The following is an 18111-nucleotide window of genomic DNA, read 5'->3' on the forward strand; positions in this document are numbered from 1 at the left end:
CAGGACTTTTTCACTCGTCATTTGGAGATGCACCATGAACTACAACCAACCGACACAACTGCAAGCGGCCATTCTCGACTGGGCAGGTACCGTCGTTGACTTTGGCTCCTTCGCGCCTACGCAGATCTTTGTCGAAGCGTTCGGCGAGTTCGGGGTCGAGGTGTCCCTTGAAGAGGCACGCGGTCCGATGGGGATGGGCAAGTGGGATCACATCCGAACCCTGTGCGACATGCCCGCGGTTGCCGAGCGCTACCGCGCAAAATTTGGCCGTACGCCTACGGATGCGGACGTCACGGCGATTTATGAGCGCTTCATGCCGCTGCAGATCGACAAGATCGGCCTTCATTCGGCATTGATTCCGGGCGCGCTGGAGGCCATCACGGTGTTGCGTGATAAGGGTTTGAAGATCGGCACCTGCTCGGGCTACCCGGCGGTGGTGATGGAGAAAGTTGTGGAGCTGGCTCGCCGCAACGGTTATGAACCTGATCACGTCGTGGCCACCGATGAAGTGCCCAATGGCCGCCCTTATCCGGCACAGTCCCTGGCCAACGTCATCGCACTGGGTATCAGTGATGTCGCGGCCTGTGTGAAAGTCGATGACACCTGGCCAGGCATTTTGGAAGGTCGCAGCGCCGGCATGTGGACGGTCGCACTGACCTGCTCGGGCAATGCTCTAGGGATGACCTACGAGCAATACAAGAGCATGCCTGGGGATAAGCTGGATCAGGAGCGCAACCGCATCGGTCGCATGTTCGAGGGTTCGCGCCCGCACTACTTGATCGACACCATCGCCGAGTTGCCGGCAGTGATCGATGACATCAATGCACGCCTGTCGAGAGGCGAAATGCCTCAAAACACCTGAGTTCCTGTTTCCGGGTATCGGGCAGCTGGCATCGTCACTTGCCTTATCAGGCGCGCCGACCCTGGCGCAGCCCAACAAAAAAGACGCCCAAAAGGCGTCTTTTTTGTGCCTGCCATTTCATAACCCACGAAGCAGCGGCATTCATCTCCTACTAGTAGACCGATCGACTAGAAACGATTAGCATCGCCCCCATGAATACTCTAAAGATCCGCGAAACATCCGACGTCCGCCAAGGCATCCTTGATGTGGGCCAAAGAATCATGGCCGCCAAAGGTTATACCGCGGTGGGTCTGAACGAGATCCTGGCGACTGCCGGTGTGCCGAAGGGCTCGTTCTATCACTACTTTGGCTCCAAGGACGCGTTTGGCGAGGCCCTGCTTGAGAACTATTTCGAGACTTATCTCGACGATATCGACCGGACCCTCGCCCAGCCGGGCCTGACGATGGCGCAGCGTCTGCTGGACTATTTCCGCATCTGGCAGGACACCCAGTCCTTTCATGATTGCCAGGGCAAGTGCCTGGCGGTGAAGCTGGGCGTGGAAGTCGCTGACCTTTCCGAGGCCATGCGTGCAGTGCTTAACCGCGGTACGTCAGGAATCATCGATCGCCTGGCGAGTGGGATCGAGTCCGGCTTGGCCGAGGGCTCATTGTCCATCAGCGGTACTCCCCACGAGGTTGCGCAGAGCCTCTATCAACTTTGGGTCGGCGCTAGCGTCATGGTGAAGATCACCAAGAGCGTCCAACCCTTCGAGACGGCGATGTCCACGACTCGCCAGCTTCTCAACCTGTCCTGATACACCGGCATGAGCGGTGTAGCGCCCGTCACGGCGTTGCACTGCTCGCGTCATCCCTCGCCGCTTTTTCCCCGACGTTTCTACGATTCTCCCTACGCTCACTTGCAGCCCCTGAACAGCACCCGTAAAAAATTTCGAAAAGTTACTAGACGACCGGTCTAATTTGAAATACCGTAGCAACACGTTCACCTCTGGGAACAAAGAACTACAGCCTTAGCCAGTCAACCAATGATCGTTCGCTGCCCACATGCTAGACGACCGGTCTAATTTTACGATTTGTCGTGACCTCACGACCCAACTGAAAAAAGGAAGCACAAATGAAAATTCTCATGGTTCTGACCTCACACGACACCCTTGGCGATACCGGCCGCAAAACCGGTTTTTGGCTCGAAGAGCTGGCGGCGCCTTATTACACCTTCCTGGGCGCCAACGCCGAGATCGTCCTGGCGTCCCCAGCGGGCGGCCAGCCGCCGCTCGACCCGAAGAGCAACGAGCCGTCCTTCCAGACTGACCTGACCCGCCGCTTCGAAACCGATGCCGTAGCCACCGCGCTGCTCGCCAACACCGTGCGCCTGGACAGCGTATCGCCTGCCGATTTCGATGCGGTTTTCTACCCAGGCGGCCACGGCCCGCTGTGGGATCTGGCAGAAGACCCGGTCTCGATCCAGTTGATCGAGTCCTTCATCGCCGCCGGCAAGCCCGCTGCCTTGGTGTGCCATGCCCCGGGCGTCCTGCGCCATGTAAAGAAGGCTGACGGCACACCCTTGGTCGAAGGCAAGCAAGTTGCCGGTTTCACCAATTCCGAAGAAGAGGCAGTCGGCCTGACCCACGTCGTGCCCTTCCTGGTCGAGGACATGCTCAAGGCCAACGGCGGCCTGTACTCGAAAGGCCCGGACTGGGCCTCCTACGTGGTTCGCGACGGCCTGCTGATCACCGGCCAGAACCCCGGCTCGTCCAGCGAAGCCGCGAAGGTCCTGACAGAGCTGCTGAACAACGCCTGATCAAGCCTTGGGCGGGAGACGCCGCAGGTCTCCCGCACTCTACGACATCCCCCGACGCCATCGGCAAAAGCCCTCACATTCCTGGAGACACCCATGACTGCGTTCAACTTGCAGCAGATCAAAGACGCTGGCTGGCTGAAAGAAGCCAACTATATCGACGGCCTGTGGGTGGCAGCGGATGACGCCAGCCACTTCGCGGTAAACGACCCAGCCACCGAGAGCCAGATCGGCCAGATCCCTTGGAGCGGCGCTGTTGAAACACGCCGCGCCATCGACGCCGCACAGGCAGCGTTCGCATCCTGGTCACTGACCACCGCGGCAGAGCGCGCCATTCTGCTCAATCGCATGGCGCAGTTGGTACGCGACAACCTCGACATCCTCGCCAGCATGCTGACGCTCGAACAAGGCAAGCCGCTGGCCGAAGCGCGCAACGAAATGAAACTGGGCGCCGACTACATTCAGTGGTTTGCCGAAGAGGCGCGGCGCATCAATGGCGAGATCATTCCCTCGCCTTGGAAAGACCGGCAGATCCTGGTCACCCGCGAGCCCGTCGGCGTGGTGGGAGCGATCTCGCCGTGGAACTTCCCCTTCTCCATGCTCTCGCGCAAAGTCGCTCCGGCGCTGGCGGCCGGCTGCACCATCGTCATCAAACCATCCGAATTCACGCCGTTCTCCGGCCTGCTCTATGGTGTGTTGGCGCAGCAAGCGGGCATCCCCGCCGGTGTGGTCAATGTCGTCACAGGCGACGGTGCCGCGGTGGGCGGCGAACTGTCCGCCAACCCGTTGGTGCGCAAGATCACCTTCACCGGTTCCACCCGCGTCGGCAAGTTGCTGTACAAGCAATCCGCCGACAGCATGAAGAAATTGTCGATGGAGTTGGGCGGCAACGCACCGACCATCATTTTCGACGACGCCGACCTCGACCTAGCCGTCGAAAATGCCATCGCCGGAAAATTTCGCAACAGTGGCCAGACCTGCGTATGCACCAACCGCTTCTATGTCCAGGACGGTATCTATGACGAGTTCGCTAAGCGCCTGACGGCACGGGTCCGGCAGCTGAAAATCGGCAACGGCTTCGATGAGGGCGTCGAGCAAGGCCCGCTGATCAACCAGGCCGCCGTCAGCAAGGTCGATGCGCACGTGCGAGACGCCCAAGCCAAAGGCGGTCGCGTATTGCTGGGTGGCAAACGCCATGCGCTCGGCGCGACGTTTTATGAGCCCACCGTGATCGCTGACGCCACAGCCGACATGCTCATCGCCCAGGAAGAGACCTTCGGCCCCGTGGCCGCGCTGTTCCGCTTCAGCACCGAACAAGAAGGCATCGACGCCGCCAACGCCTCCGAGTTCGGCCTGGCCGCGTACTTCTTCACCCGCGACCTGGCGCGCACCTTCCGCGTCTCCCGCGCCTTGCAGAGCGGCATGATCGGCATCAACGCCGGGGTCATCACCACCGTCGAAGCGCCCTTCGGCGGGGTCAAGGATAGCGGTATCGGCCGCGAGGGCTCGACTCACGGCCTGGATGAATACCTCAACCTCAAATACCTCAGCCTCGGTGGTTTGTAAGCCAACCCGACATTGACGCGACAAGGAATCGAATCATGGAACATCGCTCGTTGTTCGAGCCCACCTCGTTGGGCTCCATCACGCTGAAGAACCGCATCGTCATGCCGCCACTCACCCGCCAACGCAGCGGACAGCCCGGCGACATTCCCACGGCCCTGATGGCTCGCTACTACCAACAACGGGCCAGCGCCGGCCTGATCGTCAGCGAAGGCACCCAGATCGAGCCTCGGGGCAAAGGTTATGCCTGGACGCCAGGCATCTACAGCCAGGCGCAGATCGATGGCTGGCGCACCGTGACCGACGCCGTGCATGCCAAGGGCGGGGTGATTTTCGCCCAGCTTTGGCACGTTGGCCGGGTGTCCCACAACGCACTGCAGCCCAACAACGCCGCCCCCATCGCGCCGTCGCCGATCCAGGCGCAAAAGGCCAAGGCCTTCATCGAAACCGGCCCTGGCACCGGTACTCTGGTGGAGCCGTCCATGCCTCGGGAATTGAGCGTCGCCGAGATCAAGACGCTTGTCGAACTCTATGCCCAGGCCGCACGCAATGCCCTGAGCGCCGGCTTCGATGGCATTGAAATCCACTCGGCCAATGGCTATCTGGTCAATCAGTTCATCTCGACCCATGCTAACCAGCGCACCGATGAATACGGCGGCTCGCTGCACAACCGCCTGCGCTTCTTGCGCGAAGTGGTGCAAGCCGTCAGCGCCGTGGTCGGGCCCGAACGCGTCGGGGTGCGCTTCACGCCGCTGTTCACCAGCACCGACGAAGACCGGGTGTACATCGGCTTTGTCGAAGAAGACCCGCACCAGACCTACATCGAGGCCATCAAGGTGCTTGAGCAAGCAGGCGTAGGCTACCTCTCGATCGCCGAAGCCGACTGGCCGAATGCGCCGGACCTGCCCGACGCGTTTCGTCGCGAGGTCAGACGCACGTTCAGCGGTCGCATCATCTATGCCGGTTTGTACACCGCGGATCGCGCGGCACGCCTGGTCGAAGCGGGCCTGGCCGACCTGGTTGCGTTCGGTCGTCCCTTCATTGCCAACCCCGACTTGCCTGAGCGCATCGCCAATGGCTGGCCGCTGAACACTCTGAACGCCGCTGGGCTGTATGGCGGCAACGAGCAAGGGTTCACCGACTACCCGCGGTACAGCCCCTCCACATCTGACGTAAAAGAAGAGGTATTGGCATGAACGAAGGAATCGAAGGCAAAGTCGTCCTGATCACCGGCGGCAGCACCGGCATCGGCGCCGAAGTCGCTCGCCTGCTGGCCGCACGCGGCGCCAAGGTGGCAGTGGCCGCACGGCGGACTGACAAACTGGAGGCCGTGGTGGCCGGGATCGCTCGCCAGGGTGGCGCGGCCAAAGCCTACACCCTCGACGTCACCGACAAACGCCAGGTCGAGGCCGTGGTCGCCGCGGTCGTGACCGACTTCGGCAAGCTCGACGTGCTGATCAACAACGCCGGACTGATGCCGATTCGCCCCATGGCAGAGGTCAACACCGATGAATGGGACGCCATGATCGACGTCAACCTCAAGGGCACGCTCTACGGTATCGCAGCGGCGCTGCCACGTTTCCTCGCGCAGGAAAGCGGACACATCATCAACCTGAGCTCCGTGGCTGGAGTGAAAGTCTTTGCACCCGGTGGAACGGTGTACTCGGGAACGAAGTTCGCCGTCAGCGCCATTTCCGAAGGCTTGCGCCAGGAAGTAGGCGACAAGGTTCGCGTGACGTCCATCGCACCCGGCGCGGTGGACAGCGACCTCAAGCACAGCACCTTCGGCACAGCCAAAGACACCGTGCTGGACTTCTACAAGAAAGCAATCCCGGCTGCCTCGGTGGCTCGTGCCATCGCTTTCGCGATCGAGCAGCCGAACGATGTGGACATCAACGAAATCGTGCTCCGTCCGACTCAACAGGAATTTTGACAACAGGGAAAGACAAAAGGGGACTTGACGGTAGAAGACTTCAGGTGCGGATCGTCCACCGGCACTCGGGACATACGTAGCCGCATCGAATGAATTTTTCTTCACCCCGGGTCTTCATGTGATCCGTTACAGTCCCCTCGCTCATTCAAGAAACTAAGGTTTTAGCCCGCTCTCCCGCGGGCTTTTTTTTGCCTGTCATTCCTCATCCCGACAAAAAAACTTTCAGATTCAGGACCAGCCGCCGATACAGCTCCGTTAAACGTTTTTGCTGGCTCTTAACAACAACAATCTTCCAGCCAACCGACGATCAAGCAGCGCAACGTTCCTGGAGGAATTTGATGAATAGCTGGTTTGGCAACATTAGCGTCAACATGAAACTGGGCCTGGGCTTCGGCCTGGTGCTGGTACTGACTTGTCTCCTGGCCCTGACCAGTTGGACCAGCCTGGGTGGCTTGATTGACCGCAGCAACTGGATGAGCGATATCACCCAGCTCAACGCTGGCCTGACCAAGCTGCGCGTCACGCGCCTGCAATACATGCTGACCAACGGCGACGAGACCGCCGCGCAAAATGTACAGACCACCCTTGATGGTTTCCTGGCGCAGCAGAACGCGCTGCTCAACAGTTTCAAAAGCCCTGCAAACGTCAAACTGCTCAAAGAGCAGAATGCGACCATCAACGCCTATCAAGTGTCGCTGAACAAAATGCGCAGCGCCTACCGTACCGGCAACACCGCCCGTGAGGTCATGGGCGCAAACGCCGAGACGGCCTACAAGCTGATCGAAGCAATCGATTCGGACGTCAAGCAGATGGCCCTCAGCGATGAACGCTTTGAGCAGTTCCAGGCCATTACCCAGACCAAGCAGGCGTTCATGCTGGCTCGTTATGAAGTGCGCGGCTATACCGCCAACCCCAACGCCGATACCGAACGCAAGGCCTTCGCCCAACTGGATGCCGCCATCGCGTCGCTCAAGCCGCTCGATGAATACTTCGCCAGTACCCGCCAAGGTGAGCTGCGCCAGCTTGAGTCGACCCTGGTCCAATACCGCAGCGCCGTACAGGCTTTCAAATTGGCCACGGCCGATGTTGTACAGGCACGCAAGGAAATGACTGACCAAGGCGCGGCCATCGTCTCCCTGAGCGAGCAGCTGTACCAGATCCAACTCGACCGTCGCGACGACGAAAGCGCCCAAGCCCGCACGCTGCAACTGGTCAGCACCTTGCTGGCCCTATTGGTGGGCGTCATTGCCGCCGTGGTCATCACTCGCCAGATCACTCGCCCGCTGCGTGAAACGCTCGCCGTGGTAGAGCGCATCGCCGGCGGCGACCTGTCGCAGAACGTTATCGTTACCCGTCGCGATGAACTCGGCGTCTTGCAACAAGGCATCGCCCGCATGGGCGTGACCTTGCGCGACCTCATCAGCGGCATCCGCGATGGCGTGACGCAGATCGCCAGCGCCGCCGAAGAGCTGTCGGCCGTCACCGAGCAGACCAGCGCCGGGGTCAACAGCCAGAAAGTCGAGACCGACCAGGTCGCGACCGCCATGCATGAGATGACCGCCACGGTCCAGGAAGTCGCCCGCAACGCCGAAGAAGCGTCCCAAGCCGCGGCCGCCGCCGACGGCGAAGCCCGTGATGGCGACCAGGTGGTCAACGAAGCCATCGCTCAGATCGAACGCCTGGCCAGTGAAGTGGTGCGCTCTACCGATGCGATGACCGTTCTGCAGCAGGAAAGCGACAAGATCGGCGCGGTGATGGACGTCATCAAGGCCGTCGCCGAGCAGACCAACTTGCTGGCGCTCAACGCCGCCATCGAAGCGGCCCGCGCCGGTGAAGCCGGTCGTGGCTTCGCAGTCGTCGCCGACGAAGTCCGTGGCCTGGCCCAACGCACGCAGAAATCCACCGAGGAAATCGAAGGCCTGGTGGCCGGCCTGCAGAACGGCACCCAGCAAGTGGCCGCCGTGATGAACAACAGCCGCAACCTCACCGACAGCAGCGTGGCACTGACCCGCAAGGCCGGCGTGTCACTGGAGAACATCACCCGCACGGTGTCGAACATCCAGTCGATGAACCAGCAGATCGCGGCCGCCGCCGAGCAACAGAGCGCCGTGGCCGAAGAGATCAGCCGCAGCATCATCAACGTGCGCGATGTCTCCGAACAAACCGCCGCCGCCAGCGAAGAGACCGCAGCGTCCAGTGTTGAACTGGCGCGGTTGGGCGGTCAGTTGCAGCAGATGGTCAGTCATTTCAGGGTTTGATTACGCAAACGCCCGCTTCCAATGGAAACGGGCGTCTTGCCTACCGATGCAGCTCAAGCGTTCCAGGGGTTGATCACCTCAATCCCCGGAAACTCGAAGTCTCTTATGTTGCGTGTGGCAATCGGCGCGCCGTGAGACCGGCAAATAGCCGCAATTTGCGCATCGGCCATACCCGCCGCCTTACCCTTGGCCTCACACGACGCAACAAGCGTTGCGTACTCAACAGCCGCATGGGCATCAAAAGATAAAATTCTGCCTGCAAAATCCTCTTCAAAAATTGCCATCGCATGGGATTCGAGCTTCTGCTTTCGCTTGCCGAAGGGCAGCCTGGCTATACCATGAAGAATTTCCGCTACCGTGATAGCGCAGATGACCAGATCCATCGCTGGCTGTGAATCGACCCAAGTCAGAACTTTTGTATCCGGCTCAACGCGCATGAATTCGGAAATCACATTGGTATCGAGGATTATCATTCAGAGAAATCCAACGCCTTTGCTTTTTCGTCACGGGACGGTAGGTCAAGCTCAACGCCCCCCAGGGCCCGGAACCTGTTTCGAATACGACTTCCCAATCCTCCCGCAGAATTAACCGTGGCCAGTGCGCGCCCCAGGATAAGACGAGCCTCTTCCTCCATTGAATGACCATTGTGAGCCGCAGCGATACGCAGTTGCTCTTTTATTTGATCATCTAGATTTCGAATCGTGATACTAGCCATAACGCCACCGCAATCAATGAAATCATTGACTGCAAGATTAGTCGACGAGTCGTCGAATTGTCCAGCCGCCGTTACACACTGATCGCGTTCGTAAAGACCAACCGATTCCCAAACGGATCCATCACGGTCATGTCCTGGCTACCCCACGGCATGGCCTGGATCTGTGGATGGGCGTAGCGATATTGCTTGGCGATCAATTGCTGCTGGAAGACTTCCAGTTCATCAGTCTCGATTCGCAACGCCGAGCCCGGCGTGCAATCGCCATGGTGCTCGGACAGGTGCAGCACGCAGTCACCACGGGAGACTTGCAGGTACAACGGAAAGTCGTCACCGAAGCGGTGTTGCCAGTCGACGGTAAAGCCCAGGAAGTCGACATAGAACGCCAACGCCTTGGTTTCATCGAAGATCCGCAGGATCGGAGTGGTTTTACCGAAGCTCATGGGTTGCTCCCTGGCTGAAAAGACCCAGTTTAGATGGGTTGACTCCAATGCTTCGGCCTGTGATTGGGCTTCTTTAGTGTCGTAGTGCCATTATTGTGGCGTCAATTAATGCAACTGCTTGCCTTTGAATGCTATCGGGAGCAGTGAAATCCGTGGCGCAGGTCGCCTTCACGCGCCAGGAAACGTCCTTCTCTTTTGCCATTCGCTTGCCCTTTGCAATAACTCAGGACGCCGTTGACCCACACGCCGTCAATGCCTTCCGCCGCCCGTTGCGGTTCGTTGAAGTCCGCGACGTCGCGGATGGTCTGTGGATTGAACAACACCAGGTCCGCCCAATGTCCTTCACGTATTTCGCCCCGCTCCTTCAGGCCGAAGCGCGCGGCTGAAAGCCCTGTCATCTTGTGGACGGCGGTATGCAGCGGAAAAAGCCCGATGTCTCGACTGAAATGTCCCAAGACTCGAGGGAAAGCGCCCCACAGCCGTGGGTGCGGAAAGGGGTCTTCGGGCAGGCCATCAGAGCCGACCATGGACAAAGGGTGCGCGAGGATTCGTCTCACATCGCTTTCATCCATGCCGTAATACACCGCACCTGCCGGCTGTAGGCGACTCGCCGCTTCCAGGAGCGACACGTCCCATTCGGCGGCGATGTCTGCCAGGTCTCGACCGCCCATGGGCGGATGCGGTGTCGACCAGGTGATGGTGATGCGATGGGCATCGGTCACCTGTTTGAGGTCCAGTGTCGAAGAGCTCGCCGCATAGGGATAGCAGTCACAACCAACTGGGTGGGTTTTCGCCGCGTTTTCCAACGCCGCGAGCACCTGTGGACTACGTCCCCAGTTACCGGCGCCGGCACATTTGAGGTGGGAAATAATGACCGGGCTCTGGGCATGACGACCGATCTGGAACGCCTCGTCCATGGCTTCCAGCACCGGCTCGAATTCGCTGCGCAGATGGGTGGTGTAGACCGCGCCGAACGCTGCCAACTCTTCGGTCAATTGCATGACCTCGTCAGTGGATGCGCAGAACGCGTTGGCATAGGCCAGGCCGGTGGACAGGCCCAGCGCACCGTCCTCCAGGCTTTCACGCAGTTGCTGACGCATGGCGGCGATTTCTCCTGCGCTGGCGGTGCGCAACAAGTCGTCCAGATGATTGCTGCGCAGCGCCGTGTGCCCGACCAAGGCGGCTACGTTGACCGCTGGTGTCGCCGCCTCCACCGCCGAACGATAATCAGCGAAGCGTGGGTAGGCAAACGCCTGGGCGGTGCCGAGCAGGTTCATCGGGTCCGGCGGATCGCCCTGAAGGCGAACCGGCGACGCGCTGATGCCGCAGTTGCCGACGATCACCGTGGTCACGCCCTGGCTGAGCTTGGGCAGCATTTGCGGTTGGCGGATAACCACCGTGTCGTCGTGGGTGTGCACGTCGATGAATCCTGGCGCCAGCACGCGGCCAGCGGCGTCGATTTCGTCAACCGCCCGGGTGTCGCCCAGATCGCCGATGCGCTCGATGCGACCCGCGCGAATCGCCACGTCGGCGTTATAGCCAGGCTTGTCGTGACCATCGATCACCAAGGCGTTGCGGATGAGTGTGTCGTACAGCATGTCAGTCTCCCAGCGGCAGGCGATCGTCGCCGCCACGGTAATCGTCCAGGGCAAGCTTGACCCGCCGCAGGCGCTCTTGATTGTCTTGCGGATGAGCCAGCGCCAGTTCAGTGGCGAGCACATCGATGGCCAGCAGCATGCCGTAGCGCGCCGCCGTGGGTTTGTAGATGAACGAGGTTTCGGCGCCTTGCAGCGGCAGCACCACGTCGGCCAGGCGGGCCAGTGGCGAGTCGGCACGGGTGATGGCCAGGATCGGAGCACCGTAGCTGCGGGCCAGTTCAACCGCGCTCAACAACTCTGGCGTGATACCAGTCAGTGAACAGGCAATGACCAAGTGTTGATCGCTCAGCGAAGTGGCCGTGATGCGCATCATCACCGGGTCGCGGCAGGCGGCGATCGAGTAGCCGAAACGCACCAGGCGCACCTGTAATTCTTCGCCACACAGCGCCGACCAGCCACCGAGGCCGAACGCATGGACCATTCGTGCCTTGCCGATCATCCGTACCGCATCGCCGAACTGCGGCTCTTCGAACGCTGCCAAGTGCTGACGCAACGTCGTTTCGATGTCCCCAACGATCTGTCCATAAAACGCCGATTGCTCGGGCGCGCCGGCGGGGTCGAGGAAGCGACTGCCGACGCCACTGGCCTGGGCCAGCTGCAGGCGCAGGTCTCGCAGATCGCGGCAACCGACGGTACGGGCAAAGCGCGACAGCGTGGCGCTGCTGACCTCCGCGCGCTGGGCCAACTCTTCCAGGCTGGCGGAGGCGGCAAATCCTACGTCGTCGAGCATCAGCCGGGCGATTCTTCCTTCGCCGGCGCTGAAAGAATCCTGACGGGAGCGGATCTGGTAGAGGATGTCCATGACGGTTCCTTGCAATGGCGGTCAGAGCACGCGGGCAAGCCCAAGGGTCAAGGCGAACGCGACCAGGGATATCAATGTCTCGAGCACGGTCCAGGTCTTGAACGTTTGCGTGACGGTCATATTGAAGTATTCCTTGATCAGCCAGAAGCCGCCGTCATTGACGTGGGAAAAGATAACCGACCCAGCTCCGGTCGCCAGCACCAGTAACTCGGGATGGGGATAACCCAGGCCAATCGCCACGGGCGCGACAATGCCCGACGCCGTCGTCATCGCCACCGTGGCCGACCCCGTTGCAACACGCATCAATGCGGCGAACAGCCACCCCATCACCAGAGGCGACAATTGAAACTCCTGGGCCAGGCCGACGATTTGCTGAGTGACCCCGGCATCCACCAAAATCCTGTTCAAACCACCGCCCGCCCCCACCAGCAAGGTGATGCTGGCCGTCGGCGCCAGGCATTCGTTGGTGAACCTGAGGATCGATTCGCGGCTGAAGCCTTGGGCGAGGCCGAGGGTCCAAAAGCTGAGGATGGTCGCCAGCAGCAGGGCGATCACCGAGTTGCCGATAAACAACAGGAACTGATTGAAACCGCTCCCCGGCGTGGAGATCAGGTTGGCCCAGCCGCCAATCAGCATCAGGATCACCGGCAACAGAATCGTCCCCAGCGTTATGCCGAAGCCAGGCAGATTGGCCCGTGGCTCCCGATCGAGAAATTGGCGCTCCAGCGGGTTTTCAGCGGGCAGTTGGATGCGCGGTACGATGAACTTGGCGTACAGAGGTCCGGCGATGATCGCAGTGGGAATGCCGACCAGGATCGCGTACAGCAAGGTCTGCCCCACCGACGCCTGGAACGCCTGCACCGCCAGCATCGCCGCCGGGTGCGGCGGCACCAGCGCATGGACCACCGAAAGCCCGGCGACCATGGGTAGCCCCACCATCAAAATCGACACGCCCACGCGTCGGGCGATGGTAAAGGCGATAGGCACCAACAGCACAAAACCGACTTCGAAAAACAGCGGCAAACCGACCAGGAATGCGATGCAGACCATTGCCCAATGGGCATTGCGCTCGCCGAATCGTTCGATCAACGTCTGCGCCATCCGCTCCGCGCCGCCGGACTCGGCCATCATCTTGCCGAGCATCGTGCCAAGGGCCACCACCAGCGCGATGTGCCCCAGCGTCTTGCCGACACCCGCCTCGTACGCCCCCACCACACCCGAGGGCGGCATCCCGGCCAGCAACGCCAGGCCGATGGAAACCAGAGTAATCACGATGAACGGATTGAGCCGGTAGCGCGCAATCAGGACGATCAATGCAATGATGGCAATGGCCGCGTAGACCAATAGCCAATAACCGAAAGCAGGTGCCATGCGTTACTCCTCGATGGGGTCACGTCGATGTGTTGTGAAAGTCATAAATCATTTCGACGGGAAATCTTCAAACCCACTGAAAATAATTTTCGCGCACAGACAAAAAATGTCGCTGATGGACATCGCGACAGGGCGACGATGAAAATTCAGCGCAAGATTTTCATCGCCCACAGACGACTGGCCGCCCTGCACTCAATTCCGTACCATCCGCACCTGTCTTCACACCGCTTCCCCGGCAGCCGACCGTCCACCGGCGCCCAGTCAGGTAAACCATGAAACCAGCACGCCTTCGCGCCGACGCCCTCGCCGGCCTCACGACTTCTTTCGCCTTGCTCCCCGAATGCATCGCCTTCGCCCTGGTGGCCCACCTCAACCCACTGATGGGGCTGTACGGCGCGTTCATCATTTGCACGCTGACCGCGTTGTTCGGTGGTCGGCCCGGGATGGTGTCGGGCGCGGCGGGGTCGATGGCGGTGGTGATCGTCGCGCTGGTGGTACAGCACGGCGTGCAATACCTGTTGGCGACCGTGCTGCTGGGCGGTTTGATCATGATGGCGTTTGGGCTGCTGCGACTGGGCAAGCTGGTGCGCATGGTGCCGCATCCGGTGATGCTGGGGTTCGTCAATGGCCTGGCAATTGTCATCGCTTTGGCGCAACTGGAGCATTTCAAGCGCGACGGCGCCTGGCTCAGTGGCCCCCCGCTCTACCTGATGGTCGGCCTGGTGGCGCTGACGATGGCCATCGTCTACCTGCTGCCGCGCCTGACCCGCAGCGTGCCGCCGGCCCTGGTGGCGATCCTCGGCGTTGGCCTGGCGGTCTATCTGCTTGGCTTGCCTACCCGGACGCTGGGCGACATGGCGCACATTGCAGGCGGCTTGCCGGTTTTCGCCCTGCCGGACATTCCCTGGAATCTCGAAACCCTGCTGATCGTCGCGCCCTACGCCGTCATCATGGCGATGGTAGGCTTGTTGGAAACCCTGCTGACCCTGAACCTGACCGACGAAATCACCGAGAGCCGCGGTTATCCTGACCGTGAATGCGTGGCGCTGGGCGCGGCCAACATGGCCTCCGGGTTGTTCGGCGGCATGGGCGGTTGCGCCATGATCGGCCAGACGATGATCAACCTCAGCTCGGGCGGGCGCGGGCGGATATCGGGCGTCGTGGCCGGGGTGATGGTGTTGCTGTTCGTGTTGTTCCTGTCGCCGCTGATCGAGCGCATTCCGCTGGCGGCGCTGGTGGGCGTGATGTTCGTGGTGTCGCAGCAGACATTCGCCTGGGCCTCGTTGCGAGTGGTCAACAAGGTACCGGCGAACGATGTGCTGGTGATCATCGCGGTGACCGTCATCACGGTATTCACCGACCTGGCCGTCGCCGTGCTCTGCGGGATTATCATCGCGGCGCTCAACTTCGCCTGGCAACAAGCCCGGGAGCTGTATGCCGACGCGCAACTGGAAGCGGACGGCAGCAAGCTCTATCGCGTGCACGGCACCTTGTTCTTCGCCTCGACGACGCCGTTTCTCAACCAGTTCGACCCGGCCAACGACCCTGATCTCGTTACCCTTGACTGTCGTCACCTGAGCTTCGTCGACTACTCGGCCATCGCCGCGCTGATGACCCTGCGCGAGCGCTACAGCAAGGCCGGCAAGCACCTGCGGGTGTTTCATCTGTCCGAGCGTTGCAAGCAGATGCTCAAGCGCGCGGATGTGCACCACGATTGACAGGACCCCCGGCACAAAATTTGTGGGAGCGAGCTTGCTCGCGACAGCGTTGGGCCAGCCATATCAATGCTGACTGACCCGGGGCCATCGCGAGCAAGCTCGCTCCCACAGGTTCCACGCTTTAATTAACGATCTGGTCGGCTCTCTTGGGACTCGAAGCGTACCCGGCGAGCTTGCCTTGAATGAAGTCCAGGAAGCACTGGATGCGCAGGGCCAGTTGGGAGTTGCGGTAGTACACCGCATTGATCGGCTGGCGATAACCGCTGTTGGCATCGGCGAGCAACACCTTGAGGCGACCGGCGCGGATGTCGTCCCGGGTCATGAAGTCCGAGAGGCAGGCAATGCCCTGCCCTTGCAGCGCCAGGTGACGCACCGTTTCGCCGCTGGACGCACTGATGGCCGGCTGGATCGGCCAGCGATCGCCGTGGATGTGACGCAGTGGCCACTGGTTGAGCCCGTCGTTCTGGGCAAACCCCAAAAGCGAATGTTCCGCCAGTTCGGCAACGCTTGAGGGCGTCCCCCGCCGCTTCAAGTAAGCCGGACTGGCAAGAATGTGCAACGGGCTGCAACCCAGTGAGCGGGCATGGAGCGTCGAATCCGTGAGCGTACCGATACGAATGGCGACGTCCGTGCTTTGTTCGAGCAAATCGATGATCAAGTCGTTGCTGTTGAGCTCCAGCTGGATATCCGGATACAGCGTGCGGAACTCTTCGATGTGGGGGACGATGGCGTGGAGCATGAACGGCGATGCCGCGTTGATCCGCAAGCGCCCGGCGGGGGTCTTATGGCGAGACGACAACCGCTCTTCCAGCTCATCCATCTGGTCGAGAATGCCCTTGGCCTGCTCGAAGAAGTACTTGCCCTCCTCAGTCAGGTCCATGCGCCGCGTGGTGCGGTTGATCAACGTGGTGTCGAGCTTGGCTTCCAGGCGCGACAAGGTGCGACTGACCGCCGAGGGCGTCTGCCCGACTTGCTCGGCGGCGGCGGAGATCGACCCGCATTCGATCACGCAGACGAAGATCTGCAACTCGTCGGATCTGGCTTTCACAGGTGTCCTCTCGCTTTCAGGCAAGTCCCGATAGTAGCCCGATTACCGCGAAAGGCCGAACACCTCGATCAGATGCCGCTCATACCGCGCCACATCTTCTTCGATGTTCGGGCGCTTCATCACGTCCACGCACAGGAAGGTCGGCAGAGCGGTCATGCCCAGGAATTGATTGGCCTTGTGGAACGGGAAATACACCGCGTCCACGCCCTTGGCTTCGAAGAAATCCGTCGGGTCGTCGAAGGCTTGCTGCGGGGCGTTCCAGGTCAGCGACAACATGTATTGCTTGCCCTGTACCAAACCACCGCTGCCGTATTTTTGCGACGCATCGGAACGAGTCCGGCCGTCACTGGCATAGAGGCTACCGTGGCCTTCGGTAAAGACTTCGTCGATGTATTTCTTCACGGTCCACGGAGCGCCCATCCACCAGCCGGGCATCTGATAAATGATTACGTCGGCCCAGAGAAACTTGGCGACTTCTTCCTTGATGTCGTAGCCACCATCGATGAAGGTGGTTTTCACATCAAGGCCGCCTCGGTCCAGGACGCTGAGCGCGGTGTCGTGAAGGGTGGCGTTGTAGCGACCGTCGGAATGGGCGAATTGCTTACCGCCGTTGAGCAACAGGACTTTTTTCATTGCAAGCCTCATCGATTCCAGGCGTGGCCGCTGGGCCGTCGCTCACTGGAAGATTAAAAAGATGGCGGCAGAGTACCGATGAGACTCGCGTGGAATAAGCACCCGAACGGCAAAACTGTTTTGATCCATACGCACGAATCGCCGCCCGATTGTTGCCTTAAACTCTTACAGTCCTTTAATCCTGGAGCCCGAGCCCTGATGAGTGAATTGCACGGTTTCATCCTGCATGCCAAGACCCGACCGGAAAAAGCCGAAGCCTTCGAAGCCTTGTTCCGCGCTTACGTCGAACCGAGTCGGGCCGAGCCCGGCTGCATCGAGTACCACATGTTGCGGGACCAGCAGGACCCGACGTTATTCATCTTCTATGAAATCTGGGCATCCCAGGCCGATCTGGATGTGCACTCGAACCTGCCGCATATGAAGCAATTTTTCGAACAGCGTATGGATTACCTGGAACGAGACTTCGAGATTCGTCGCGTCGACATGCTCAGCCCCTCTTCGGCTAACCGCTGATCAAAAGATGGCCGCCGAGCACACCGAGGCCGATGAAAAACACCCGCTTGAACAGCACGGCGCTGAGCCGCTGGCGCAACCATTGCCCCAACCACATCCCCAGCAACGCCGGTATCAGCGCCAGCAGCGACGCGCTCAACTCGCCGCCGCCCAAGGCGCCTCGCCACAACAGCCCGGCCGCCAAGGCCAATGTTGAAACGGTAAATGACAAGCCCAGGGCTTGGACCAGCTCATCTCGGTTCAAGCCCAACGCCTGGAGATAAGGCACCGCTGGAATCACGAACACGCCAGTGGCCGAAGTGATCACACCGGTGAGCAAGCCGCAAAGCGGAGCAAGCCAGCCTTCTTGCCCGACACCGACCCGCAACGTCGGTAGAAACAAGCCGCTCAACGCGTAAACCATCAGCGCGGCGCCCAGTCCCTTTATTGCCCATGCCCCGCCCACCATGCCGATCCACAACGTACCGAATCCGGTGCCGATGAAAATCGCCAGCAGCAGCGGCCACAGCCGCCGTATGAGCGCGCGCAAATGCCCGCCAAACGTCAACTGCCAGACATTGGTCAGTGTCGCCGGAATGATCAACAGCGCTGCAGCCTGCATCGGGGCCATAGCCAGCCCGAGCAAGCCCATGGCGATGGTCGGCAGGCCGAGACCGATCACCCCCTTGACGGTACCGGCCAGCAGGAAGGTGCCAATGACCAGCAGCGAAAGGGCCGGACCGAGGTTCTGGTAGAAAGCGAAGAGTGTGTCCATAGGGCTATCGTGCGCCCCGGGCCTTGGTTTTGAAATGTGCCATATACTGAG

General features: G+C 60.6%; 18 protein-coding genes and 1 pseudogene. 10 read left to right on the forward strand and 9 right to left on the reverse strand.

All coding sequences use genetic code 11. The annotated features are described in order from the left end of the window. Positions 1–34: 34 nt before the first annotated feature. The 8 genes and pseudogenes from phnX to J3P81_RS21475 all read left to right on the forward strand — a co-directional run bounded on the left by phnX (position 35) and on the right by J3P81_RS21475 (position 8408). Entirely contained in the window at positions 35–862 is an 828-nt protein-coding gene (gene phnX, locus J3P81_RS21440) for a phosphonoacetaldehyde hydrolase (RefSeq protein WP_434560780.1), read from the forward strand. Between the two features lie 191 nt (positions 863–1053). Beyond that, a complete protein-coding gene (locus J3P81_RS21445) occupies positions 1054–1656 on the forward strand; it encodes a TetR/AcrR family transcriptional regulator (RefSeq protein ID WP_434560781.1) in 603 nt (200 codons plus the stop codon). A gap of 317 nt (positions 1657–1973) precedes the next feature. Then, positions 1974–2657: a type 1 glutamine amidotransferase domain-containing protein gene (locus J3P81_RS21450; protein ID WP_420765626.1), complete on the forward strand. Its 684-nt coding sequence runs from the start codon at positions 1974–1976 to the stop codon at positions 2655–2657. 93 nt (positions 2658–2750) lie between these two features. Next, positions 2751–4220: an NAD-dependent succinate-semialdehyde dehydrogenase gene (locus tag J3P81_RS21455; RefSeq protein WP_434560783.1), complete on the forward strand. Its 1470-nt coding sequence runs from the start codon at positions 2751–2753 to the stop codon at positions 4218–4220. 35 nt (positions 4221–4255) lie between these two features. Beyond that, positions 4256–5413 (forward strand): alkene reductase, encoded by a 1158-nt coding sequence (locus tag J3P81_RS21460; protein WP_434560785.1) that lies wholly within the window; start codon positions 4256–4258, stop codon positions 5411–5413. Next, a complete protein-coding gene (locus J3P81_RS21465) occupies positions 5410–6150 on the forward strand; it encodes an SDR family oxidoreductase (RefSeq protein ID WP_434560787.1) in 741 nt (246 codons plus the stop codon). The genes J3P81_RS21460 and J3P81_RS21465 overlap by 4 nt, the downstream gene beginning before the upstream one ends. A gap of 473 nt (positions 6151–6623) precedes the next feature. Continuing rightward, positions 6624–7502 (forward strand): annotated as a pseudogene (locus tag J3P81_RS21470) (methyl-accepting chemotaxis protein); the annotation flags it as partial. Between the two features lie 201 nt (positions 7503–7703). Further along, the gene (locus tag J3P81_RS21475; RefSeq protein WP_420765661.1) at positions 7704–8408 is read left to right on the forward strand and encodes a methyl-accepting chemotaxis protein; all 705 of its coding nucleotides are present in this window, start codon (positions 7704–7706) and stop codon (positions 8406–8408) included. A 53-nt stretch (positions 8409–8461) separates the two neighbouring features. Here J3P81_RS21475 and J3P81_RS21480 read toward each other — a convergent pair whose 3' ends face one another. The 6 genes from J3P81_RS21480 to J3P81_RS21505 all read right to left on the reverse strand — a co-directional run bounded on the left by J3P81_RS21480 (position 8462) and on the right by J3P81_RS21505 (position 13394). Then, positions 8462–8881 carry a type II toxin-antitoxin system VapC family toxin gene (locus J3P81_RS21480; protein ID WP_434560789.1) on the reverse strand — a complete coding sequence of 140 codons (420 nt, stop codon included), beginning with the start codon at positions 8879–8881 and terminating at the stop codon, positions 8462–8464. Further along, positions 8878–9123 (reverse strand): FitA-like ribbon-helix-helix domain-containing protein, encoded by a 246-nt coding sequence (locus tag J3P81_RS21485; protein ID WP_434560791.1) that lies wholly within the window; start codon positions 9121–9123, stop codon positions 8878–8880. Before J3P81_RS21485 ends, J3P81_RS21480 begins: the two co-directional genes overlap by 4 nt. A 71-nt stretch (positions 9124–9194) precedes the next feature. Beyond that, the gene (locus tag J3P81_RS21490; RefSeq protein WP_434560793.1) at positions 9195–9563 is read right to left on the reverse strand and encodes a glyoxalase superfamily protein; all 369 of its coding nucleotides are present in this window, start codon (positions 9561–9563) and stop codon (positions 9195–9197) included. Between the two features lie 131 nt (positions 9564–9694). After that, positions 9695–11161, reverse strand: coding sequence for an N-acyl-D-amino-acid deacylase family protein (locus J3P81_RS21495; RefSeq protein WP_434560795.1), 1467 nt, complete (start codon positions 11159–11161; stop codon positions 9695–9697). A gap of 1 nt (position 11162) precedes the next feature. Then, positions 11163–12023, reverse strand: coding sequence for a MurR/RpiR family transcriptional regulator (locus tag J3P81_RS21500; RefSeq protein ID WP_434560797.1), 861 nt, complete (start codon positions 12021–12023; stop codon positions 11163–11165). Positions 12024–12044: 21 nt separating this feature from the next. Next, positions 12045–13394, reverse strand: coding sequence for a gluconate:H+ symporter (locus J3P81_RS21505; RefSeq protein WP_420765634.1), 1350 nt, complete (start codon positions 13392–13394; stop codon positions 12045–12047). 272 nt (positions 13395–13666) lie between these two features. Between J3P81_RS21505 and J3P81_RS21510 the strand changes: the two genes are divergently transcribed. Continuing rightward, positions 13667–15112: a SulP family inorganic anion transporter gene (locus J3P81_RS21510; RefSeq protein WP_420765636.1), complete on the forward strand. Its 1446-nt coding sequence runs from the start codon at positions 13667–13669 to the stop codon at positions 15110–15112. Positions 15113–15233: 121 nt separating this feature from the next. Here the strand turns inward: J3P81_RS21510 and J3P81_RS21515 are convergent, their stop codons facing one another. Both J3P81_RS21515 and J3P81_RS21520 read right to left on the reverse strand, forming a co-directional pair. Then, on the reverse strand, positions 15234–16160 hold the full coding sequence (locus tag J3P81_RS21515) for a LysR substrate-binding domain-containing protein (protein WP_434560799.1): 927 nt from the start codon (positions 16158–16160) through the stop codon (positions 15234–15236). A gap of 42 nt (positions 16161–16202) precedes the next feature. Further along, the gene (locus J3P81_RS21520; protein WP_420765638.1) at positions 16203–16793 is read right to left on the reverse strand and encodes an NAD(P)H-dependent oxidoreductase; all 591 of its coding nucleotides are present in this window, start codon (positions 16791–16793) and stop codon (positions 16203–16205) included. Positions 16794–16991: 198 nt separating this feature from the next. Here J3P81_RS21520 and J3P81_RS21525 point away from each other — a divergent pair, with 198 nt between their 5' ends. Next, entirely contained in the window at positions 16992–17306 is a 315-nt protein-coding gene (locus J3P81_RS21525) for a putative quinol monooxygenase (protein ID WP_420765639.1), read from the forward strand. Here J3P81_RS21525 and J3P81_RS21530 read toward each other — a convergent pair. Further along, complete coding sequence (locus J3P81_RS21530; RefSeq protein ID WP_434560801.1) at positions 17296–18060, reverse strand: sulfite exporter TauE/SafE family protein; 765 nt, start codon at positions 18058–18060, stop codon at positions 17296–17298. The genes J3P81_RS21525 and J3P81_RS21530 overlap by 11 nt on opposite strands. Positions 18061–18111 lie beyond the last annotated feature (51 nt).

The organism is Pseudomonas sp. R1-6 (assembly GCF_051132115.1).
Lineage (GTDB): Bacteria > Pseudomonadota > Gammaproteobacteria > Pseudomonadales > Pseudomonadaceae > Aquipseudomonas.